Origin of the sequence: Limnobaculum xujianqingii, assembly GCF_013394855.1 — a bacterium.
GTDB classification, from domain to species: Bacteria; Pseudomonadota; Gammaproteobacteria; order Enterobacterales; family Enterobacteriaceae; genus Limnobaculum; species Limnobaculum xujianqingii.
The window spans coordinates 793,934-815,862 of record NZ_JABMLK010000001.1 but is presented as its reverse complement, the minus strand read 5'-3'; the positions used below and the strand labels follow the sequence as shown (position 1 = coordinate 815,862).

At 45.4% G+C, this 21,929-nt stretch carries 33 protein-coding genes; 16 read left to right on the top strand and 17 right to left on the bottom strand.

Going from position 1 to position 21,929, the window contains the following annotated elements:
- Positions 1 to 222 precede the first annotated feature (222 nt).
- From GOL65_RS03575 to GOL65_RS03500, 16 genes are all read right to left on the bottom strand, one after another.
- Positions 223 to 708, bottom strand: a complete 486-nt coding sequence (locus GOL65_RS03575; protein ID WP_130591017.1) for a phage virion morphogenesis protein — start codon at positions 706 to 708, stop codon at positions 223 to 225.
- Between the two features lie 2 nt (positions 709 to 710).
- The gene (locus GOL65_RS03570) at positions 711 to 1,814 is read right to left on the bottom strand and encodes a phage head morphogenesis protein (protein ID WP_140921073.1); all 1,104 of its coding nucleotides are present in this window, start codon (positions 1,812 to 1,814) and stop codon (positions 711 to 713) included.
- Entirely contained in the window at positions 1,804 to 3,279 is a 1,476-nt protein-coding gene (locus tag GOL65_RS03565; protein ID WP_140921072.1) for a DUF935 domain-containing protein, read from the bottom strand. Before GOL65_RS03565 ends, GOL65_RS03570 begins: the two co-directional genes overlap by 11 nt.
- A complete protein-coding gene (locus GOL65_RS03560) occupies positions 3,279 to 4,886 on the bottom strand; it encodes a hypothetical protein (RefSeq protein WP_140921071.1) in 1,608 nt (535 codons plus the stop codon). The genes GOL65_RS03565 and GOL65_RS03560 overlap by 1 nt, the downstream gene beginning before the upstream one ends.
- Positions 4,886 to 5,440, bottom strand: coding sequence for a DUF3486 family protein (locus tag GOL65_RS03555; RefSeq protein WP_140921070.1), 555 nt, complete (start codon positions 5,438 to 5,440; stop codon positions 4,886 to 4,888). Before GOL65_RS03555 ends, GOL65_RS03560 begins: the two co-directional genes overlap by 1 nt.
- A gap of 2 nt (positions 5,441 to 5,442) precedes the next feature.
- Positions 5,443 to 5,751, bottom strand: a complete 309-nt coding sequence (locus GOL65_RS03550) for a hypothetical protein (protein WP_140921069.1) — start codon at positions 5,749 to 5,751, stop codon at positions 5,443 to 5,445.
- A gap of 20 nt (positions 5,752 to 5,771) precedes the next feature.
- On the bottom strand, positions 5,772 to 6,083 hold the full coding sequence (locus GOL65_RS03545) for a hypothetical protein (RefSeq protein WP_140921068.1): 312 nt from the start codon (positions 6,081 to 6,083) through the stop codon (positions 5,772 to 5,774).
- A complete protein-coding gene (locus GOL65_RS03540) occupies positions 6,080 to 6,283 on the bottom strand; it encodes a TraR/DksA family transcriptional regulator (protein WP_140921067.1) in 204 nt (67 codons plus the stop codon). Before GOL65_RS03540 ends, GOL65_RS03545 begins: the two co-directional genes overlap by 4 nt.
- Positions 6,270 to 6,422, bottom strand: a complete 153-nt coding sequence (locus GOL65_RS03535; RefSeq protein WP_179038083.1) for a hypothetical protein — start codon at positions 6,420 to 6,422, stop codon at positions 6,270 to 6,272. The genes GOL65_RS03540 and GOL65_RS03535 overlap by 14 nt, the downstream gene beginning before the upstream one ends.
- Positions 6,388 to 6,795, bottom strand: coding sequence for a hypothetical protein (locus tag GOL65_RS03530; RefSeq protein WP_140921066.1), 408 nt, complete (start codon positions 6,793 to 6,795; stop codon positions 6,388 to 6,390). The genes GOL65_RS03535 and GOL65_RS03530 overlap by 35 nt, the downstream gene beginning before the upstream one ends.
- The gene (locus GOL65_RS03525) at positions 6,786 to 7,397 is read right to left on the bottom strand and encodes a transglycosylase SLT domain-containing protein (RefSeq protein ID WP_140921065.1); all 612 of its coding nucleotides are present in this window, start codon (positions 7,395 to 7,397) and stop codon (positions 6,786 to 6,788) included. Before GOL65_RS03525 ends, GOL65_RS03530 begins: the two co-directional genes overlap by 10 nt.
- A gap of 2 nt (positions 7,398 to 7,399) precedes the next feature.
- Positions 7,400 to 7,768: a putative holin gene (locus tag GOL65_RS03520; protein ID WP_130590743.1), complete on the bottom strand. Its 369-nt coding sequence runs from the start codon at positions 7,766 to 7,768 to the stop codon at positions 7,400 to 7,402.
- 97 nt (positions 7,769 to 7,865) lie between these two features.
- Positions 7,866 to 8,435, bottom strand: coding sequence for a hypothetical protein (locus GOL65_RS03515; protein WP_140921064.1), 570 nt, complete (start codon positions 8,433 to 8,435; stop codon positions 7,866 to 7,868).
- A gap of 72 nt (positions 8,436 to 8,507) precedes the next feature.
- Positions 8,508 to 8,954, bottom strand: a complete 447-nt coding sequence (locus GOL65_RS03510) for a hypothetical protein (protein WP_140921063.1) — start codon at positions 8,952 to 8,954, stop codon at positions 8,508 to 8,510.
- Between the two features lie 13 nt (positions 8,955 to 8,967).
- A complete protein-coding gene (locus tag GOL65_RS03505) occupies positions 8,968 to 9,510 on the bottom strand; it encodes a hypothetical protein (protein ID WP_140921062.1) in 543 nt (180 codons plus the stop codon).
- 32 nt (positions 9,511 to 9,542) lie between these two features.
- A complete protein-coding gene (locus GOL65_RS03500) occupies positions 9,543 to 10,064 on the bottom strand; it encodes a helix-turn-helix domain-containing protein (RefSeq protein ID WP_140921061.1) in 522 nt (173 codons plus the stop codon).
- Between the two features lie 91 nt (positions 10,065 to 10,155).
- Here GOL65_RS03500 and GOL65_RS03495 point away from each other — a divergent pair, with 91 nt between their 5' ends.
- From GOL65_RS03495 to GOL65_RS03425, 15 genes are read left to right on the top strand one after another with little or no spacing between them, the layout of a single operon-like run.
- On the top strand, positions 10,156 to 10,356 hold the full coding sequence (locus GOL65_RS03495; protein ID WP_407657454.1) for a DNA-binding protein: 201 nt from the start codon (positions 10,156 to 10,158) through the stop codon (positions 10,354 to 10,356).
- 60 nt (positions 10,357 to 10,416) lie between these two features.
- A complete protein-coding gene (locus tag GOL65_RS03490) occupies positions 10,417 to 10,764 on the top strand; it encodes a hypothetical protein (protein ID WP_179038158.1) in 348 nt (115 codons plus the stop codon).
- Positions 10,761 to 11,000 carry a hypothetical protein gene (locus tag GOL65_RS03485; RefSeq protein WP_140921060.1) on the top strand — a complete coding sequence of 80 codons (240 nt, stop codon included), beginning with the start codon at positions 10,761 to 10,763 and terminating at the stop codon, positions 10,998 to 11,000. Before GOL65_RS03490 ends, GOL65_RS03485 begins: the two co-directional genes overlap by 4 nt.
- Positions 10,997 to 11,299, top strand: coding sequence for a helix-turn-helix domain-containing protein (locus GOL65_RS03480; RefSeq protein WP_140921059.1), 303 nt, complete (start codon positions 10,997 to 10,999; stop codon positions 11,297 to 11,299). The genes GOL65_RS03485 and GOL65_RS03480 overlap by 4 nt, the downstream gene beginning before the upstream one ends.
- A 9-nt stretch (positions 11,300 to 11,308) precedes the next feature.
- Positions 11,309 to 12,352: an AAA family ATPase gene (locus GOL65_RS03475; protein ID WP_140921058.1), complete on the top strand. Its 1,044-nt coding sequence runs from the start codon at positions 11,309 to 11,311 to the stop codon at positions 12,350 to 12,352.
- 13 nt (positions 12,353 to 12,365) lie between these two features.
- Positions 12,366 to 14,147 (top strand): DDE-type integrase/transposase/recombinase, encoded by a 1,782-nt coding sequence (locus GOL65_RS03470; RefSeq protein WP_179038157.1) that lies wholly within the window; start codon positions 12,366 to 12,368, stop codon positions 14,145 to 14,147.
- Between the two features lie 10 nt (positions 14,148 to 14,157).
- Positions 14,158 to 15,399: an ExeA family protein gene (locus GOL65_RS03465; protein WP_140921056.1), complete on the top strand. Its 1,242-nt coding sequence runs from the start codon at positions 14,158 to 14,160 to the stop codon at positions 15,397 to 15,399.
- A 1-nt stretch (position 15,400) separates the two neighbouring features.
- Positions 15,401 to 15,703, top strand: a complete 303-nt coding sequence (locus GOL65_RS03460) for a hypothetical protein (protein WP_140921055.1) — start codon at positions 15,401 to 15,403, stop codon at positions 15,701 to 15,703.
- Entirely contained in the window at positions 15,700 to 16,308 is a 609-nt protein-coding gene (locus GOL65_RS03455; RefSeq protein ID WP_130591027.1) for a DUF3164 family protein, read from the top strand. The genes GOL65_RS03460 and GOL65_RS03455 overlap by 4 nt, the downstream gene beginning before the upstream one ends.
- Before the next feature lies 1 nt (position 16,309).
- Complete coding sequence (locus GOL65_RS03450) at positions 16,310 to 16,570, top strand: hypothetical protein (protein WP_179038156.1); 261 nt, start codon at positions 16,310 to 16,312, stop codon at positions 16,568 to 16,570.
- The gene (locus tag GOL65_RS03445; protein ID WP_179038155.1) at positions 16,557 to 16,859 is read left to right on the top strand and encodes a nucleoside triphosphate pyrophosphohydrolase family protein; all 303 of its coding nucleotides are present in this window, start codon (positions 16,557 to 16,559) and stop codon (positions 16,857 to 16,859) included. Before GOL65_RS03450 ends, GOL65_RS03445 begins: the two co-directional genes overlap by 14 nt.
- Positions 16,846 to 17,145, top strand: a complete 300-nt coding sequence (locus GOL65_RS03440; protein WP_140921054.1) for a hypothetical protein — start codon at positions 16,846 to 16,848, stop codon at positions 17,143 to 17,145. The genes GOL65_RS03445 and GOL65_RS03440 overlap by 14 nt, the downstream gene beginning before the upstream one ends.
- Positions 17,145 to 17,345 (top strand): Lar family restriction alleviation protein, encoded by a 201-nt coding sequence (locus GOL65_RS03435; protein ID WP_140921053.1) that lies wholly within the window; start codon positions 17,145 to 17,147, stop codon positions 17,343 to 17,345. The genes GOL65_RS03440 and GOL65_RS03435 overlap by 1 nt, the downstream gene beginning before the upstream one ends.
- 1 nt (position 17,346) lies before the next feature.
- On the top strand, positions 17,347 to 17,760 hold the full coding sequence (locus GOL65_RS03430; protein ID WP_140921052.1) for a gp16 family protein: 414 nt from the start codon (positions 17,347 to 17,349) through the stop codon (positions 17,758 to 17,760).
- A complete protein-coding gene (locus GOL65_RS03425; protein WP_130590730.1) occupies positions 17,757 to 18,149 on the top strand; it encodes a Mor transcription activator family protein in 393 nt (130 codons plus the stop codon). Before GOL65_RS03430 ends, GOL65_RS03425 begins: the two co-directional genes overlap by 4 nt.
- A 256-nt stretch (positions 18,150 to 18,405) precedes the next feature.
- Here GOL65_RS03425 and ppsR read toward each other — a convergent pair whose 3' ends face one another.
- Positions 18,406 to 19,227, bottom strand: coding sequence for a posphoenolpyruvate synthetase regulatory kinase/phosphorylase PpsR (gene ppsR, locus GOL65_RS03420; RefSeq protein ID WP_140918788.1), 822 nt, complete (start codon positions 19,225 to 19,227; stop codon positions 18,406 to 18,408).
- Between the two features lie 300 nt (positions 19,228 to 19,527).
- Here ppsR and ppsA point away from each other — a divergent pair, with 300 nt between their 5' ends.
- The gene (ppsA, locus tag GOL65_RS03415) at positions 19,528 to 21,918 is read left to right on the top strand and encodes a phosphoenolpyruvate synthase (protein ID WP_407657453.1); all 2,391 of its coding nucleotides are present in this window, start codon (positions 19,528 to 19,530) and stop codon (positions 21,916 to 21,918) included.
- The last annotated feature ends 11 nt before the right edge of the window (positions 21,919 to 21,929 follow it).

The following is a 21,929-nucleotide window of genomic DNA, read 5'->3' as shown; positions in this document are numbered from 1 at the left end:
GTCATGGCTACCATGTCAAATTATCCGGTTTGGTGATTTTAATCGGGGTTAAATAAGAGACTGAGAGATAGGTATTTAACGAAACCGTAAAGGGTAGATAAGAACGGTGGCTTAAGTGGGGCTATATCGATTTATAATAGCCTTTTAGCGATGTAAACGAGCAAAGACAGACAAAGGCTGGTTAAACAGGTGAAAACGGCTTAGCCAGCCTTAAATTGACGATTAATCTGATGTTCCCGCTGCTCTGGCTAAATGGTTAGACAGCAGATCAATAATATCTTCCTCATCTTCAGACGACAGACCGATGTAGGGCCGTGCTTCAATATCCCCCCAGGGCAGAGGTACACCATACCGAGTTTGACCGTATTGGCCTTTTTTCGCCCCAAAATGTTGGGTGCCGCCGTACTCCATTAGCGAACCAAGCAGCACGTGATTAGCATCAGACTGGTAGTTAATCTGAGTAGACAGGCTGCGGGTATCGCCAATCAGTGGCCTGGTATCCCGCTTATTGGCCAGCGTCACGTCACTATTTGCGGCCCATTGTTCACCTAATGGCCCCATACCCACTTCAAAACGGCGGCGGGTACTGTTAAGAAGGATTTCACCGATGTTTTTAAATACCGGTGTCAGGTCTAAACCCGCCTGTTCAATCTGGCTCAGTAGCTGATTAACCGGCGCACTGTCGAGTTGTACGGTGATTTTGGCCATAACTATGCTTGATCCATTTCAATATAGGTACCGGAGGCGGTTGGCTTCGCTCGAACGTTCCACGATTTACCTGAAATACTCACAACGGTTTGCCTTTCACCCTGACTGTTCTGCTGCCACTGGGCGTTATCTAACTGGGTTTGTAGCTGGCGAAAGTCTGACGGGCTTAAATCGGGATATTGAGTCCGTAGCTTCATTACAGCACTTCGTTTAAGTGACAATACTGGGCTTTTTATTGCCATCTCAGTCATCTGCTGTCGGTTGACCACAGCAACCGGAAAATTGCCTTTCATTCGACCATTAAAAAATGACAAGAAAACGTCTGAATTAATCAATTTCTCTGCATTCTTACGAGCAATCGCCGCATCAAATGAAGCGAGTTGCTGTTCATTAGCAGCAAGGGCATTTTGAGCAGCACTTTTACCCGGTGCATAATCAAAACCTGGTGTAATACCCTCAGGGACTAGGCGCTGTTCGCCAGTATTTTTATCGGTATATAGCTGAGTATTTCGAGTTGGGGACATATCAGGGCCAGCCTTACCTAATTTCTTTAAATCCCGCCCACTGCATGATTCCACGATGCAATTACAGCCAAAACCATTTGGGGGATAATGCTCATCCCAGAAAGGATCATCAGCGGGTAAAACTAAATCATTCCATTTTTCGTGCTCAGGGCGAGGGTTCAGGCTAGAACGGTGCACATAACGCCAATAGGGACGTTCAGCCAACACCTCTGGGTCAGTCAGTTGTTCATAACGGCCAGCGGCGTGAGACGATTTAAGATTCTGGGTATAGATTACTTCGGTGCGCCAGGCTTTACCCGCTTTACTGCCTTCACCTGTCCAGCCTTTCCAACCTTGTTTTTCCACAATTTGGTCAAAGTTCTGGCGAAACCATTGGATACTTTTCCCTTCATCCATGACCGACTGCATGGCTTTTTTAAAATCACTCACTAAGGCCGCTTTTGTCGCTCCAGCAACAATAAATCCATGATCGTGCTGTTCTCTGGAAATATCATCCCAGCGCTCACTGGGGATAGCCAACTTCTGTTTGAAGTAATCACTTTGCTGGTTAAATTTTTGCCCGAAAACACCTTTAACGGCCATTATTCACCTCATCACGACCTTGTAAGTTAATCACGGTAAATGCGCTGGCCATCGCTTGGGCTAGCTCATCTTCAGGCAGATTATCGAACTCGGCTAATAGCCGTTCCTGAAGCTCTTCCATGTTTTTAGCCTTCTCCGCAAAACTGCGAATACGCTCAATCCAACCATCAATAATGGGTTGCGTCTCTCGGCTAAGTTGGTCAGCAGCGGCTTTAATCGGGTCATGCTTTTGAGATTTACTTTCAGCAAATGAGGGATAACCCATACCGTCTGATGGTGGAAGTTGTTCGCCTAAATCGCCTTCCTTCAGGTTATATTCACGAATAAAGTACTCGTTGGTAAAGTTAGCGCCAGCGGTTTTAAGGATTTGATCGCGTTCGGCTTGCGTTTTATCAATAGATTTTGGTGTACGAATTGACCAAACGGGTACTTCTTCATTTTCTGAAAAATTCAGTTCTACAGTCCAACGGGCTAGTATATTGATGCCTTCAGAGACTAACTCCGCATCAGCATCCCTGATATCCTCAGTCACAGTTAATCCTGCCTGAGCACTGGCATTGGTAGTATCGGCTTCCGTTGTCTGGTTCGTTCCGGTCAGAGCAATACTGACTTCAGAGCGGCAGAACATCAAGAAACGCTCATATACATCAGCACTACTACCTTTACCGGCAGCTTCCAAAATCTCTATTGAGCTATCATCAGGAATTGCGGCTACTGCATCCTGAACCATTGCTTCAAGGCTATCCAATAACGCATCTACTTCGGTGTTATGGGTATTGCGCGGGTGTTTACCGACTAGGAACGGGCTACCGTATTTCTCGGTAAACTTCAGCCAGAACTCAAAACCACCACGTTTAAATGTGGTTGGCCAGAAACAACGGCTCAGATCAGCAATGCCGTAAGGGTTCTCATAAGTAGCATCCTGACGGAATAAGATAAACTTACGCTCAGGTAGTAAAATACCGTCTTTATCATCTTTAGTACGCATACGGAGCCGGTTCTCATCGTCAAAAAAGAACCATTCAGCGGGCTTAGCAACAACATCGACTGGGACAAGGTGATCATCAACATCCGCCCACATCACCTCAAGTGGCGTATAACCAAATAATGGAGCATCTAACGCGCCGCTGATGATGCTTCTCATATGAAGTTTTGCCAGCACATTTTCTAAAAAATTAACCACCTGAGGATTAGCATTTTCCCGATCAAAACCATGTTCAAGGGCAAGAACGGCTGACTTACGGCGACGAACGCAACCACCTACGTGAGCATCAGCCGTCAAGTCACGATAAACCTCGATACTTTTGCCCATTTTACGCAGGACAGGATCGGGATTTTGTAATTTGCCACTAATCCCTAATGAGCCATTAACGCGTGAACGGGTCGCTACAGCCTCTTTCGATGGTCTATTTAGCTCGGAGAAAGAAACAAATTCATTCGGACTAACCCAAATACCCTGACTCATTATTTGTATCCTTTTAACAGTTGTGTGGTTGCCCGTTTACCACGTGAATGGGCCTTGACCGGGCCTTTATTCATTTCAATGGAGGCATACCAGGCTAAAACCAGTGCAATGGCCGTGTCACCATGGCGATAGAGCTCGGGTTCTTTCAAATCTTCTTTGCGAACAGACGACAGCATAGGAATACCGTCAATCTCTTCTATGGAGTGAATATCCTGTTTGACGTTATCGTCAGCGGGTAAAGTGATAATGCCGTCCTCAAACCCTTGGATCATCTTAGGCATCCACGTGCCATACCATGAACGGCTTAAATTGACCTGGGCAATACGGTCATGACCAAATTCATCAGCGGTATATTCAGCCAATGTCTGGCCGGGGCCGGTAGCATCCATTCCCCCAGAAAAACGCTGGATAGCGTGGAGTAAGTGCCAAAGGATCTGTTCCTGCTGTCTGGTAGGAACCTTGTGCATCTCAATGATAAGTGGCACGTCACGATAGAGATTAGGCAACACCGCCATCAGTAGAACTGAGGAAAAGTCACGGTGACGGGCAAAGTCTTCACCAAAGGCATAGCGTAGGTTTTTATCCAGTTTTTCGATGACTGGCTCTAAATAACGCGCTATCCAGTCAGCCACAAAAGACTTCCGTTCTTCATTAGGCTTTTTGGCAAAGTCATCATCTAGAATCAGGCGTAACACCACACGGTCAGGACTGGGTGGCATGGCGTTTTCAATCCAGACACCCGGAATACACACACCGTTGCCATCACGTGGAATAGCATCTAACTCCTCACGCATCGCCGCTTTACGGGGGCCATAAGCGTTACGAATTCGTGTATACCAGGCTTTCTTGCTTTCTACTGTCGGGGCTTCACCCTTCATGAAACAAACGCGCTCAAAGAGCCCGTTCGCCACAGCATCATCAAACGTCACCCGATATACAGAGGCATCAGGCCCATAAAGGCCATTTTCAATATCATTAACAAACTGATTGAACGGATTACTTTTACCCTTGTGGGAAGAGATAACGATAATGCGCCCCCCCCAAATGAGTAGCGCCGTAGCCGCGTCTAGCACGCCTTGAACATCCTGATGGAATGCCGCCTCATCAATAATAACCAGCCCTTGCAAACCTCGGATATTTGCCGGACGGGATGAGAGTGCGACAACCTGATAACCAGATGAGTACCGTATCCGGTAAGCGGTAATATGGCGGGTTTTACCGTTCTCATCCTGATCTTCAAATAAGAACTCTTCGATGCTGGAAACTGAAGCACTTTGCTGTTCCGCAATAACACGGGAGAACTTGGCACAATACCCAATGAACTCTAAGCCTTTTTCTTTTGTATCACCGATATAGAAGACATCCATACCCCCAATCGCTTTCTGTGATGCAGCGGTCAATACAGCCTCAAAACCAAAGGCAAAGGTAATACCGGTACGCCGCCCTTTAGGTATGGCAAGAATTGAGGTTTTAATCTTCAAAACCTCAATCTGGTGAGCCATTAGCACACCTTCAGCCGTAGGATTAAAGTTACTGGGAATATCACGCGCGCGGGATGGTAATTCTTCCCATTCAACAACGCGCAAGGTTGAGGCTAGCGGCTTCATTACTTGATCCCCAAGATTTTTTCACGCCAGAACTGAACGGCGTTTTCATCCAGCCCCTGGGCTTTAGCTTCTTTATCCAGATTGGCGCTTTGTTCGCGTAGCAGTTCCTCTCTAACCTCTTTGCGAATATCAGCCTGGTAACGTTTTAGGTTAACGCTGGCTCGGGTGAGCGTGGCTATATTCTTAGCCGCCGTAGACAGCAAGTTAACCCGTTTCTCTTTGTCTTCAGTCTCGTCCGCTTCCTGAAGGTTGATCAGGGTTTCAAATAGCTCGCTTTGAACAAGGGCAATAATGGCTTCTGAACGTGCATCTTTGTCATCAGACGCACCTTCAGTCAGGAGACGGGCAGCTTCAGTACTGGCTTTGATGGTGGCAAACCGTTTTTCAATCTTTTTACCGTAACGGAAGATCGCAGACTTGCTGATTTGATAGCCTTTCCCCTGCATCAGTTCTTCCAGTTCCTGATAGCCACTGAAATTACTATCTGTCAGAGCACGTTCCAGCCAATGACGAACCTCAGCCGGTAGCTTGTCGATAGTGCTGCGTCTGGCCATGGTCATTCACTCCAGTATTTCATGGGGCGAGCGATACCCGGCCCACAATCTATGGTGTATTCCACCAGATCAACACCCAAACGAGTAAGGTCGGAAAACCAGATACCTGATGGCTGTTTGTTTAACTCCAGCATTTTGCGGTCAGCCAGGTAATCTAATTCTTGACGTAGCTCCAGCGCGGTTACATCGGGATAAATTGCCCCAATAACGTCCACAATAAAACGTTCATTCGTGGTATACGGGCGCGATTTATACAGCATCAGCAGTATATTCCAGCGCATTGCTTCACGGCGGTGACGTTGATAGTCCATTGCATTCTCCTTATCTCAGTTCACTTCTGTTTACCGATGGAATCTAAGCGGTTATAGAGTGCATCCAGCTTGGCTTCTATCACTGTCTGGCTGCGTATAAAGTCATCACGACGGACATATTCCAGCGGTAACGTGGCTTTGAACTCCAAAAACTCACGCTCCATCCGCATATGGCCGCTTTCTGTTTTCTTCCGGGCGTTCTCCAGCTCTTCAAATCGGATATCTAGGCGTTTTTCAACCTGAGCCATCAAGATTTTTCCAGCCGCAAAGACAAAACCCATAAATGCCATAAGTAGGGATAGCACTTCCCAAAACTTCACTTCGATAATCATTTGCTTCCCCAAATTTCATGAATTTGTTGGCAATGCACACAACGGATAACGCTGGGTAATGCTTTACGCCGCTCTTCAGGTATGGGGTCGTCACAATCAAAGCAACGGCTGCTACCAATAGTGTCAGGCTGCTGTCGAGCTTTTAGTGCGCGTTCCCGTTGCTGGGTTTCCAGCTCACTAGCGCGATCAATATCGTCCATCGTCTAAATCCTGTAGATAATTAAGTAACTCAACGTAACGTCCGGCACACAGGCCATAGCCGTCATAAGCCTGTTTTAATGCAATAACGATAGCGTCATCACCGTTATTCTCCGGTGCTGGCAGAGGGAGACAGCTCACTGCCAATGCCGCTGGTAGCAGCCTGATTGGCTCGTAGTCTGGCCTGTTCAAGTTGGTGCATGACATCAGGAGGAAACTCACAGCGATTGCGAGTAACTGTTTTAAGTACATAGCGGATCTCCTGGGTACTGTGTTGGTCAGCAGCCGTTTGGGCCGCTATTTTTACCGACAGGTTTTTGCTGGCTCGGTTTGCATTGATGGCCAATTGCTGACTGGCCGATACGAACTGGCTTAACTGGCTTTGCGCCGATTCAGCTTTACCTTGAGCGCAATCCAATTGGCCTTGGGACAATCCCTGTTGGTAGTAATAACGGGAGAAACCCAGCACCAGTGCAATGACGCTAAAAATGAGGTAGATGGTTCTTAATTGCATACACCAATCCCCCAGCCAGCATCCTGATATAGCGGTTGCCAGCGGTTAATGATTCGGTCTGGATAACCCCGATTTTCCTTAAAGTTGGCAGCGCTGCGCCCGGCATTAACATACTCAACCGAGCCCCAATAACGGCTGGCATCAAGCCCCTGAGCTGCTGCCTTCTTCTTGTCACGCTGAACCCAGCCTAAGCCACCGTTGTAGGCGCTTAGCGTAAAGGCCCAGCGGTCACAATCTGTCTGCGCGGGGATACGCTGGTAATGCCATCGGTTATAGATAATCAGAGCTTGTAGAGACCACATCGGGTTATAGGGTTGATTACCGTCGAGACGGTCAGGATAGGTACCGGCAATCCACTTTGATGTTCCTGGCATAAACTGAGCTAAGCCAAGAGCGCCGACTGGCGAACGGGCATCAGTGCGCCAGCGGCTTTCTTGATGGATTTGGGCAGCGAAAGTGGCTACCGGTGCATCCAGTCCCCATTCAGCATGGGAAACACGGATAAGGTCGCGCTTATAACGGGCCGCATCAGCCGGTATTGTTGAAGCCAGCACCGGATGACAGGCCGTTATCAGTAAGATAAGTAAGATAACGGCTCTCATGATTACAGCCCCAATGTTACGCCAAGAATAACGGCCATGACGACAATCGCCCGGCGCAACAGAACAGCGGCGAATATACGCTGATAACCACTAATTACCGGGTATTCAGGTTCAAGTTTATCCACTCCGTTAATCGGGTGAGCACTGATAGCTTTCCAGTTATCAACCAAGTAACTACCGGGGCTGGCATACGGAAATAATGCCCGGTCTAAGTGATACCCGATCACCGCCGCTAAGGAGACCAGAGAAAGCTTATAGAGAGTGACAGGTAACTGCTGTGGTGACAGAACGGCGATAACGCCGAGTAGGATGACGGTGGCTAACGCCCAGGTCAGTAAACGATGTTGGCGGACACTTTTTAGTAACGACATGATTTAAACCCCAATAGAATTGAAAACACCGCCATAGTAGGCGGTGCTGGGGTTTGGGTATTTTAGCCGAGATTAAAGCTTATTTTCTGGTGATGGATTATGACTTAGTACAGTAGGCAGGTTTGGGTTGCTCAACCATTTCGCCTTTATCAACGTCAAAAATGACACTCTTTTTAGTGCACTTAGCTTCTCGCTTTTGTTTGTCAATTGCGGCTAGCTCTTTATCAGTCATGTTCAGCATTTTCTGACAAACTTGGCCTGATTCTTCATAACGCTCTAATGCAACATTAAAGCTCTTTTTATTGGTTTCCTTATTTTTACTCATTGGCTTAACTACAGATGAAACCACACTCTGAAGATTACTAATTGAATCACGGCAGCTCAGAAAGTGTGCTTGAGCATCACCGTCATCAACATAAGAATGAGGCCACTGCTCAAGTAATGTGAATAATGGTTGAGATATTTCTTGCTTCATTTGCTGAGCACTCATACCAGCCTGAACATTAGCCATAAATTTTTTTTCAAGTGACATTAATGTATTTACTGTCAATTCTGCTTTCTCTCTTGCCTCTGGAATATTGAGTGGTTTTACAATATCAGTTGCTGCGACAATTCCCGTATATGTCAGGGTTGCTAATAATAAAAATGTACAGGGTATTTTATTCATTGCTTTATCCTAGCTGTTATAACAAATGAAATTAACTAAAAGCTATTCAGTGTCGCATTTAAAAACAGTGAACTACGACAATAAAATTTCAGATTTATTGAATGGACGGGTTAAAAAACCGGCCTCGGCAGGGTGTTTGCCTTCAGCCAAAAGCCCAATCCAAAATGATTCACAAAAGCAATCAGATAAATACAGATATCGACAAATATCGACTAACACACCCCGGCCATATTGTTCATCATATTGACCACCAAATACCTTTTCGAGCCCATAAAACGTCAGTGCTTTCTTTCTCAGGTAAGCAAGATTCATATAATTTAAAACAACTTCAACTTTAGATGATGGGATATCAAATATTGAATCATATACTTCTAGCGGTTGCTCTAACTCAGTATCCATATCTTCATGTAATAACGGATACACTTCAGCATCCCAAGCGTGAAGGTATGCTCCACAAAACTCATCAGATGCTATTACTTTTAACTTTATTTGGTGAAAAACCTGTTTTAAATCATCCAATTTAATATCCTTATTAATAGCCTCTGCGGCGCAAAATAACGTTAATATTGTCAATCTGTTCTTTATTTTCTTTAATTAAACGATCTTCAACTTTTCTTACTCGGTCAAACCAGATGCCTGATGCCAGTAGTAGAGAGGCAAAACCGATAACGACAGGGAAAGTTAGAATATTAGTCTCGTTATTTTGTAATAATGCAGAAGCAATACCCCTAGCTGAAAATTCTGATATTGGCCACAAAATCATGCCTAACATAGCAATGAGTAAGGCAAAAACTATTAGTGATGGGGTGTTGAACCATTTTCGCCAAAATGCTGAACGTACTTCTACTTGCCAATTTTCACGTAACTGTTGTAGTTCAGATGTGCTCATATCTTGGGGCTCACGGACACGTTCAGGTGGTGGGTTTATAGTGATATTCGACCCCATAACAACAGTACCGTGATTATTACCACCAATGGTAATCGTCATCTGGCGTTCTTTGCCGTCGTTAGGGAGACTTTCTAAAGTACTGGCTATTTGGTTTGCTAAATCTTCAATATTTTGATTTCCGCTCATGCCTGAGCCTCCTGATACCTTCGTTATAATTATTAACGGTTCACTACTAATCGTAATGTCCGTTCTATCTTTTCATCATTAACATTCTCTTCCTGTATCAGGAAGTTATACACAAGTGCAACAGCGTCAACCAACTGTACTATAGTCCAGCGCTTGCCAGCTTGCTTGGCGGCGTTATCTAGCATAGCAGCGATTCTGTGAAGTAACTCAGTATCCAAAAGCTCTGGTGTAACTGGTTTGTTGTCAGAACCAATAGGAAGAGTTGTTCCTAATTGATGTGATGCAATAGCTTGACCAGGGAGAACCCCATTATCTCTCATTTCATTCATTACAGAGCCAGGTATTTCAACCTGTGAACGTATACCAATTAGGATGTACTGAACATCAACGCCATTGTTTGCAATCGAAGACAAATAGTTCGCATCCGGAGCCCGCTCATCTTTTTCATAATTAACTTGAGCCCCTCGTTTGACTCCACCTAATGCAGCAAAATCATCTTGAGTTAATCCCATTCGGGAACGTTCTTCTTTTAGCCTTGCTCCAATTGTAGTCATACGAAAACATTAACCTTGACATGTATTCAAATGAATACAATAATGACATTAAAGTGATTACTAAGTATTCCATAAACAAAGGAGAAGCACTATGCAAAAAGTTATGACCGCTGAACAAGTTAAAGCTCAGTTTCATTCAAAGGGCATCACTGTAACTGCTTGGGCTGAAGAACATGGTTTTAAAACAAGTTATGTCTACGCAGTACTGAATGGTCGTATGAAAGGCAGATTCGGTACGGCTCATGAAATCGCAGTTGCTTTGGGTCTAAAAGCTAAAGTTCAGGCCGCTTAGAGGGCTTTTACATGACACACCAACAGAGTTTTTCATGCTGGTTGTTAAGAGAGGGATTATATGGGAAACAAACCAAGCTCTAATCACCATCTTAGTGATGGAAATAAAATTTATATTCCTGACCATTTCAGATTGGCAAATAGCCCACCTATGACACTCGAGTTATGTCTCACTGCTGGCGCTATGTTATGGGCTGGGGGCTTTAGAAATAATCAATTGGATGGGGACGGTATATTTCTTAATCGTTATTTTTTGTCAATGGTAGACCTCTGGGAATACGTTATTGACAACATGGATGAAAACAAATTGGTTGACTATCAACCTTTAGCCGATCAGTTAGAAATCATTCGGTTATTAAGAAAGCAGTATCGCCTCCATAGTCGAAAAACTCGGAGTAACAAACGATGAAGCCTACCCAACTAAAACCCGGCCAGCGTGTGCTGATAACCCCTCTATTTGGTTTGAAAACGCCTTACCACGGTACGTTCATCCGACGCGTTCCGCGTCAGTTTGGCTACCCAGCCTATAGCATTATCCGCATTGCTGATTTTGCTGAATTGGACGGCTCGGAAGATCTTGGTGATACGCCGTTTTCCGACTATGCCGTTGTTCATCAGGTTCAACCGCTGGAGGCCAGAGTATGAAGACAACCTCAACATCAGGTTCTCGCGTTCTGAGAGTACTAAAAGCCATTAAGGGTTACACCCTGACTGGCATTTCAAACAGTGCAATAGCGGAAGCTATTGATGATTCGCCATCCAACGTAAGTCGGGCGATGAGTGTGCTGATTGAGGAAGGCTTAGTTATCAAACTTGATAACGGTCTATTTGCTCACAGTACTGAAATGCTACGTATTGCACAGGCCCATGCAGAGCATGTTGCCAATTTGCAGAACCGGATCCAAGAAACAAACCAGCGGATTATGTCTGGGATCAGTCAATAAGGGCTATTTATGACAACGAAAATTTATAGTGGCAAAACTGAAGATGTACTGAAACAACTGCGTGAAGATCCTGATTACCAGTCATCGTCGGTGGAAGATGAGATTGTGACTAATCAAAATCTGATGGCGACTGTTCAGACTGAATATAACGATGAACGGGATCTTGCCAATCAGATTTTAGGGCAAGCGCAAATGGCTCGTTCAATAGCAAAATTTGCCGACGTCGTCAGTTTAACCAAATTGGCTCATGTGAAAGAAAGCAAGCTATACAAAGCATTGGCAGGCAAAAACATCATTTTACCTGACGGCCAAGAGTGCCGACTTGTCGGCACTTGGGATGAATATTGTCAATTATTAGGGAGCTCTCGCTCATCTATTGATGAAGACTTAGCAAATCTAAAATCCTTTGGTGAACAAGCTCTAGAAAATCTATCTCGCTTGGGGCTCGGTTACCGTGAATTGCGCCAATATCGCAAATTACCTGAAGATGAAAAAGTTGCCTTAATCGAAGTTGCTAAAGCCGGTGATAAAGAAGCACTGGTTGAGCTGGCTGAGGAATTCATTTCTAAGCATACCAGAGAAAAAGAAGAGCTTAAGAAGAAAGTTGATGATACCCAGGCCGATTATAACGCTCTGCAAAAGCGCAACACCGACATCAGCAAAGAAAAGGAAGAAATGGGCCTGAAGCTTAACAAATACGAGCTCAAGACTATTCCTTTAGATGAGCGCCTTGAGCCCTTAAAGGTTCAGATAACACAGACTCAGGCTGAGGTAGATACCTTATTTAATGAGTATCGTCAGCACATTGAGATGATGGAAAAATTGCAGTTTGAAGCAATGGAAAACGACCCTAATTATGACCCTGAAGCACCGTTCCAGTTGCCTGAAGCGCTACATAACACCTTATTAATACTCAACGGGGCGTTAGTCATCACACTCTCACAGACTAAGCGCATGTACAAAGACCTGTGGGACAAATTTGGTGACGAAATAGAAACCGCTGGCGGTCGATTTGACCAGGTTATGAGCGATATTCGCACGTCTGATATGTAACTGGAGTGTTGCTATGTCTACTAGTCCCGAAATTCACAGCTACCTAATTGAACTGGCCAAAAAACTGGACTTAGCAGTTCATGGTCAGCGAGGAAGCATTATTGAAGAGGCTCAGGAGTTTTTAGGCTGGCCCCCGCAGACTATTTATCGTCGTTTAAAGCAACAGTGCGGCTGGAAGTGTGAACGTAAAACCCGTTCTGATAAAGGTAAAACCAGCGTATCTCGTGATGCCCTAATTGTCTTAGGTGCCGCCAGTCGTGAGTCTGTTCGTGATAACGGCAAACAAACCTTATTCACTACCACTGCTAGGGGTATGTTGGAACAGAATGGCCATGAGTTCGGTGTGTCAAATTCTCAGCTTAACCGGCTATTACGCTCACGTAAGCTTAACGTGAAAGCCCAAATGCAGGTTAACCCGGTTCAGGCATTACGGGCTTTACATCCTAATCATGTTCATGAAGTCGATCCGTCTCTTTGTCTGATTTATTACATGAAAAATAAGCAATACATCATGCGGGAGCGTGAGTTCTATAAGAACAAGTTGGAGAACTACGCCAAAATTAAATACAAGGTGTGGCGTTATACCTTATATGACCGTGCTTCTGGCCATTTTGTCCCTTGGTATGTGGAATCAGCAGGTGAAAATCAGCATGTTCTGTTCCAGTTCCTCATGTTTGCCTGGAGTAAGCAGGATAGTCGGCTATTTCATGGTGTACCGAAGATTATCTATTGGGATAAGGGTTCTGCGAACACTTCTAGCGCTATTAAAAATTTGCTCGAACACCTTGAGGTGACCTATTTGGAGCATGAAGCCGGTAACGCTAGAGCCAAAGGCGGCGTTGAGAACGCTAATAACATCATTGAAACCCAATTTGAAAGCCGTCTGCGCTTTGAGCCCGTGGAAGATATCGCCCAACTGAACAAGGCAGCTACCGCATGGGCTGAGGCATATAACGCTAACCGTATTCCAGGGCAAGATACTCGCTTAAATCGACGTGGTTTGGCTGAACCGATATCTCGTCATGACCTATGGCAACTGATTCGGGCCGATGAACTGCGCTTACTGCCTTCTGTTGAAGTTTGCCAGGCATTAATGACGAGTAAAGAGCAGGAGCGTACCGTTCGTAATGATATGACCATCGGTTTTAAACATCCTCAGTCAGATAGGGCCTTGTCATACTCCCTTAAGGGGCTGGATGGCGTCACTGTTAAAGGTAAGGTTTACGTTCGGGCGCTAGTCTATGGTGATTGTGCCATTCAGATCCAGGCTCCGAGATATGACGGTGAAATGTTGATCTATCGTGTCGAACCTGAGCGCAACTATGACCGCTTTGGCCAGTTACTGGATGCCGCTGTCATTGGTGAAGAATACAAATCTCAGCCGGAGACCATCATTGAGCAAGTATCCAAAGAAATGGATGAACTGGCTTATCCTGGCCAAACCCCTGAAGAAGTTAAAAAGTCACGCGCTAAACAGGCTGTACCGTTTGGCGGCTTAAATGCTCACGGTTATTTCAATGATATTGAGCATCCAACTTACTTACCTAAGCAAGGTACGGAGATTGATACTCCTGAGCACCTAAAAACGCCAGTATCAATGCTATCAGCTACCGCCGCAATGTTAAGAATTTCCAGTGCTATTGGTCGTAGCCTGAGTGTTGACGAGAACAAATGGTTGGCCAGTCGGTATAAAGATGGCATTCCTGAGGACAATATTCAGTCAGTTATCCAGCTATTTACCCAGCCAATTGCCGTTGGTCAGGATACTGGTACCAACGGTCTAAGAGCGATTTAAGGACGGATTTATGGCGTTAAATCTAAAGCGAATGATGAGCAAGCTGGGTATGAAGCAAACAGAGCTTGCCCGTCAGATTAAGTACAAAAACGGTACCTTAAGCCAAGCCGCCGTTAACCTGATCATTAACCACAATCTTTGGCCCCGTAGCATTGACAAGGAAACCATAAAGAAACAGATAGAAGACGCCCTAGTTAACAAAGGGTTAAAAGAAGAATTTTTAGTTGATGTATTTGAAGAAGAAACTGGTGCAGAGGGAATCTTGGCGGACAACCCTGCACCAGTAGACACCCCACTAGGAAAAAAGGAGTCCACCCATATGTTACTACGTAAACATACGCTAAGTCGCGCAACCCGCGCCCACTTCCGTATTCTGCGCGATCCATTTACTGACGAAATGCAGTCAGACAGTGACGTTTTTCTGTCTGACGATATCCGCTATGTGCGCGAGGCTATGCGTCAAACCGCTAAATATGGCGGAATGTTGGCGGTTATCGGTGAGTCAGGTGCCGGTAAGTCAACGTTACGTCAAGACCTTATCGAATGGATTAACGTCAACCATGAACCGATCACGGTTATCGAACCTTATGTTCTGGGTATGGAAGATAATGAAGTTAAAGGTAAGGCGCTGAAGAGTGTTGATATCAGCGGTGCCATCGTTAACGCCATTGACCCTCAGGCTAAACCCCGCCGTTCTGCCGAGGCACGTGCGCGTCAGATGCACGACTTACTGAAAGCCAGTGCTTTAACTGGGCGTAAGCATGTATTGATCATCGAAGAGGCGCACGGTTTACCTATCCCAACCTTGAAGCACCTGAAGCGCTTCTATGAGCTTCAGGAAGGCTTTAAAAAGTTACTAGCCATTATCTTAATCGGCCAGACAGAGCTTCAGTACAAGCTTTCTGAGTTCAATCCAGAGGTGCGTGAGGTTGTTCAGCGTACCGAGATTGTTAACCTGAAACCGTTAGATCTAAAGGTAGAGGACTACATTAAGCATAAATTTGCCTGCATCAATATTGACTATACCACTCTGTTTGAGCCTAGCGCTTTTGATGAAATCCTCAACCGGTTACGTATCAGCGTTACTGAAGGCCGGGGTTCTTCCAGGGGCGTAAAGGTACGCTCCCTTTGTTATCCGCTGGCGGTGAATAATCTGGTTACCGGTGCGCTGAATCTGGCTTGCCGCATTGGTGCGCCAAAAGTAACCGGTGAGTTAATCATCGAGTCAGTGAAAACACGGGAGGATATCTAATATGGATAGACTTCAGCGTTCTGAAGCCAACACACCAGTTGCTTGGACATCTGAAAATGAACTGGCTGGCTTAGGGCTTATGCATGGTGACATGTGGGAGCGACCAAAAGATAAGGATGATATTCCTTTATATCTTCACCGTCCTTGTATTCGTATCCCTGTTGATAATCTTCTTCATCAGCTCACTGGCGATGATGTTATGCATCATCGAAAAGTTTCCTTAGCTGACAGGCTAGCGGTATGGGGTTCAGTTATTGGGATTATTGTTATTGTCGTTTTAGGTATATGGGGAGGTATTAAATGAAACAAGTTCCTGATGGATACATGAAAGACCGTAAAGGCCGTTTAGTACCTGTTACCCAAGTGTCAGATTATGACCTTGAAATGGATGCATTTGTAAGAGCCCAAATAGTGAAGGCTCGTGATATCCATGAAACCCTAAAAGCCTTTAAAACAAAGACATTTGATGAGTGCTATGCCTGGTTGGATCTAGTGGCTGAAAAATATCAGCGTACCCTTGGTGGCCAGAAAGGCAACATAACGTTCAGCACGTTTGATGGCGCTGAGCAAATTCGGATCTCTGTTCAGGATTCGCTGACGTTTGGACCAGAGTTACAGATAGCTAAAGACATTATTGATGAGTGTCTGTCTGAGTGGGCCAAGGGAGCGAATGAAAACCTACAGGCATTGATTACCGATGCATTTGAGGTTGATAAAGAAGGCCAGCTCAATACTGCCCGTATTCTCTCCCTGCGTCGGATAAAGATTAACGATCCGCGTTGGCTTCAGGCGATGGAAGCTATTGCTGATTCATTACAGGTGGCTGTCTCTAAAACCTATCTGAACTTCAGGGAACAGGCTGATGATGGCCGGATGGTTCATATCCCTTTAGATATTGCGGGGGTGTGATATGGATTTTGCAAAATTATTTGAATTTGACGATATCGGTCAAGTACTTATTACCACTGATACTCATGACGAAAATGACCATCCAATTGTAGCGCTTCGTTGCGAGTATAACGGGGTATCAGCAATTCCATCCTGGGGATTTAGCGATACTGAGGTAGGGCTAAATTTGCGTGATAAGCATTTCGCCAGTATTGATAGAGAACAAGCCTACAAGTTGGCTTCTGATGTCATCAAACTCTTGAGAGGGCATGATGATGAATAAAGCAGCACTATTTAAAGCCGCCACTATAAAATGGGGCTATGACCGACAATTATGTAAGCTGGCCGAGGAGGCCAGTGAACTATCAGCAGCAGCTAGCCGTGTTATTAACCATTGTGGAGATGAGCGATCACTAGCTGAAGAAGCCGCAGATGTAGAGATTATGATCGAGCAGCTTAGGCAAAATGGCATGGATGGTCTAATTGACCATTTTAAGCAACTCAAGCTGGCCCAATTAGCCAATCGGTTAGGTATCTCAACTGCTGAGGGGCATTGCAATGAGCAGCTATAAAGAAAGAATTGCCAACCTAGACCTGTATCAGTTGAAAGACTTTCAAAATGCAATACAACACGCCATAGCTGAAAAACAAGCTGAAGAACGGCGCACTGTTTGGCGAGTTTTTTGTGGTCATTTCACTGTTGGTAACTTCCGTTCCGATGAATACCTTAAAGCTGTTGAGTGTCTTGCTACGGCTGCTAAAAAAGCGCACTCAATTGATTGTAATGATCGAGAAGAATTGCAGTTTTCTATTGAAGCAGAGCGGGTTCCTGTAAGTGAGTATGAGGGGTGGTTCTAATGGATAAATTAAAACCTTGCCCTTTCTGTGGTTCTTCCTATGTCGAATTGTTTGAGATGGATAAAGACGATAATCCGTATCAAGCATGGATTGTCAGATGCCATAGCTGCGATGTTCAAACGGCTATGTTCGTTGGCTCAATTGAACAAAAGAAACTGTGGGCGACCAATGCCTGGAACCGCCGAGTAAAAGGTGAATGACATGGAAAGAGGAAAACTGATCCAGCTTATTCAGATTGCTAAAACGCAACTTTGTTTAGATGAGGATGTATACCGTTCTATCTTGGCTAAGCTGACAGCAAAAGCCTCATTGCGGGAAATGTCACCGAAGCAACTTAGTATCGTTTTAGACCACTTAAAAGGGCTAGGTTTCAAAGTTCGTGCCAAGGTACCAACTCAAGCTAATTCACTACGCCCGCAGCTTGAGTTAATCCGTTCGCTTTGGCATGGGCTGGCTAAACGCGGTGTTGTCAAAAACGGCACTGAATCAGCCCTGAACCACTTTATTAAACGTATGGTTAAAGTGGATACACTACAATGGCTGGATAAACGTAAAGCCAGCATTGTGATTGAGCACCTTAAGCAATGGTCATCGAGAACGGAGGCTACAAAATGAGTAAGGCAGCCCAAGATCGACTGTTTAAAAGTAAGGGGCCAGAGTTACTGGTGAACCTAGCTGATCATGTAACAGACAGCGTGAAAGATGTGCTCGGCGTTTCAGGTATAACGGCTGAGCACCTTGGCCAAGAAGTGGCGCTACGGATGTCTCAGGTATGGTGTGGGCAGTTGATTTACTTTCCGTCAGGTACTCAGCTTAAGAGTGCCCAAACTCACCTGCAAATCTTCGAGGCTTTTAATGGCCGCAACCACGATGAAGTTGCTACTAAATTCGGCGTGAGTGTTCAGCACGTATATAAGGTGGTAAAATTGATTCGTAAAGAGACGCTCAGAGATATGCAAGGTGACCTGTTTTCTGGTGATTCTAATGAATTGCCAAAAGAGTAACGGTAAAACAAAAAGAGACTCAGAATTGTTTGGGTCTCTTTAAAAATTTAAGCCTGATTTTTATTGCAGTCCTTGCAATCCTCTTACAGAATCTATCCCATCATATTTCACTATGTTCCGGTTCATTCCATAATTATCACAGTACAGTTCGTTTAATTATCATGTTCTATCTCACTTACTGGAAAGGTTTGGCAGTAAAGAAATGAGCCAAAGAAACAATAAGGGAAGGTGGTCTACACTTCCCCTTAATAAGCTTTTAATACATTCTGCGGCTCATGCCTAAGATATCCAGCAGCTTGGTAGAGATCTCTTCTACGGAGTAGTTGGTGCTGTTAAGAAAGCGAATATTGTTTTTACGGTATAGCGCTTCAACCTCGGCAATCTCCATGCGGCACTGACGCAATGAGGCATAACGACTGTTTTCCCTACGTTCCTGACGAATGGCGGATAGCCGCTCCGGGTCAATAGAGAGGCCAAACAGCTTATGCTGGAATGGTTTAAGCGCGGCGGGAAGCTGAATATTATCCATATCATCAGCGGTAAACGGATAGTTAGCCGCCCGAATACCAAACTGCATGGCTAAATAGAGGCTGGTAGGGGTTTTACCACAGCGGGAAACCCCTAACAAAATCACCTGAGCCTCTTCCAGATTGCGTAATGAAATACCATCATCGTGCGCCAGAGTGTAATCAATCGCGGCGATACGGGCGTCATACTTCACCAGATTGCTGGCGGTTAATCCATGAGTACGGTGCGCGGAAGGCAACGGAGCAATGCCTAATTCCTGCTTTAAAGGGGCAACCAGAGTATGAACAATATTCTGACAGTAGCCCTGACTAGCCTCAATAACAGCGCGAATTTCCGGTGAAACGATAGAGTAAAACACCAGTGGCTTCTGTTGGGTTTTCTGGTACAGGTCGTCAATTTGCTGGCGAACCTCTTGGGCTTTTGCCTCATTCTCAACAAAAGGGATAGTGTATTGATTCAGACTAATGGGAAACTGAGATAACACCGCATGCCCTAATACCTCAGCAGTAATCGCCGTGCCGTCAGAAATATAGAAAACCGTACGCTCCATGGCGTTCTCCTGTTGCTGATTTTAATCATGAGATAACTCCTAATTAAAATCATGCTATCGATATGAACAATATTGTTCTAAAACCGTTGTTGAATATGCGCATAAAAAGCGCGATTACGAACAAGGTACAATATTTATAAGTCTAAGAAAACTCAGTTTAAATGCGGAAACGATTAACCATTTCATAAGTTGTGCATTGCTGTGTAAGCTTTCTTATGTATCTGGATTTTTGACCTGTCCGGTATAAAACTTGTTTTGCTATTTAATCTGTTTTATTGACTCAATAATGGAACATCTCTGATGCCTGATATCAATAGTAATCAACATAACGTTGTTTGGTACAACCAACTGGGAATGCATGATGTTGATCGTGTTGGGGGCAAAAATGCCTCCTTAGGGGAAATGATCACTAATCTGAGCGAACTGGGCGTATCGGTTCCTAATGGTTTTGCTACTACTGCTCAGGCGTTTAATGATTTTCTTGAGCAAAGTGGCGTAAATCAGCGCATTTATCAGCTACTCGACCAGATTGACGTGGATGACGTAAAAGCACTGGCAGATGCCGGGGCACAAATTCGCAGCTGGATTATTGATACGCCATTCCAGCCAGAACTGACACAAGCGATTCACCAGGCTTATCAAACGCTGTCAGAAGGTAATGTTGGAGCCTCATTTGCGGTTCGTTCTTCCGCAACCGCCGAAGACATGCCCGATGCATCGTTTGCCGGCCAGCAAGAAACTTTCCTTAACGTACAGGGTATTGATGCGGTAATGGTAGCGATTAAGCATGTATTTGCTTCGCTGTTTAACGACCGTGCGATTTCTTACCGTGTGCATCAGGGCTATGATCACCGTGGTGTAGCACTCTCTGCCGGGGTACAGCGCATGGTGCGTTCTGACTTAGCCTCTGCCGGAGTGATGTTCACCATTGATACTGAATCGGGCTTTGATCAGGTGGTATTTATCACCTCAGCCTATGGTTTAGGTGAAATGGTGGTGCAGGGTGCGGTTAACCCGGATGAGTTTTATGTCCACAAACCAACATTGTTGAATGACAGACCGGCTATCGTTCGCCGGACCATCGGCTCGAAAAAGATTCGCATGGTTTATTCTGACAGTCAGGAACATGGCAAACAGGTTTGTATTGAAGATGTGCCAGAAGCAGATCGCGTACAGTACAGCCTGCGGGATGATGAGATTCAGGAACTGGCTCATCAGGCTCTGCTGATTGAAAAACACTATGGTCGCCCAATGGATATTGAATGGGCAAAGGATGGCCATAGTGGAAAACTGTATATCGTACAGGCTCGTCCGGAAACGGTTCGTTCCAATGAACAAGTAATGGAACGTTATCAATTACACAAGCGTGGTGATATTTTGGCGGAAGGGCGCGCCATTGGTAACCGCATTGGTGCTGGTCCGGTAAAAGTGATTACCGACTTAAGCCAGATGGATCGTATCCAACCCGGCGATGTACTGGTGACCGACATGACTGACCCGGATTGGGAACCTATCATGAAACGTGCGGCAGCCATCGTCACTAACCGTGGCGGAAGAACCTGTCATGCGGCAATTATTGCCCGTGAACTGGGTATTCCTGCGGTTGTAGGCTGCGGTAATGCCACCGAGCTATTGCATGAAGGACAGAAAGTTACCGTCTCTTGTGCTGAAGGTGATACCGGCTTTATCTATCAGGATATTCTGGAGTTTAAGGTTCAAAGTTCTCAACTGAATCAACTGCCAGAAATTCCGGTAAAAATCATGATGAATATCGGTAACCCGGACCGTGCTTTTGACTTTGCTCGTTTGCCAAATGAGGGAGTTGGTCTGGCACGTCTGGAGTTCATCATCAACCGCATGATTGGCGTACACCCAAGAGCATTACTGGAATTTGACCAGCAGGAAGAGTCCGTACAGCAGGAAATTCGTGAACTGATGGTTGGTTATGACGATCCGGTGGAGTTCTATATTGGTCGTCTGTCAGAAGGTATTGCGACACTGGCCGCCGCTTTCTGGCCTAAGCGGGTGATCGTTCGTCTGTCAGACTTTAAATCTAACGAGTATGCCAACCTGGTCGGTGGCAGTCGTTACGAGCCTCATGAAGAAAACCCAATGTTGGGATTCCGTGGTGCAGGTCGTTACGTCTCCGAAGACTTTAAAGCCTGCTTTGCACTGGAGTGTGAAGCGGTTAAACGGGTTCGTAATCAAATGGGTCTGACTAATGTTGAAATCATGATCCCATTCGTACGCACAGTCGATCAGGCTAAAGCGGTTATCGATCGCCTGGCACATGAAGGTCTGAAACGCGGTCAGGACGGGCTGAAAGTGATAATGATGTGTGAAATACCCTCTAACGCACTATTGGCAGAAGAGTTCCTGGAACACTTCGACGGCTTCTCTATCGGCTCGAACGATATGACACAGCTAACCCTGGGTCTGGATCGCGACTCCGGCGTAGTTTCCGAACTGTTTGACGAACGTAACGACGCAGTAAAAGCCTTACTCTCCATGGCCATTAAAGCCGCCAAGAAGAAAGGCAAATACGTCGGAATTTGTGGTCAGGGCCCATCAGACCACGAAGACTTCGCCGCATGGTTAATGGAACAAGGCATCGACAGCCTGTCCCTCAACCCGGACACCGTGATCAAAACCTGGATGGCACTGGCAGAAGAAAACGCAGAAACGGTTTGATAACGTAGTTA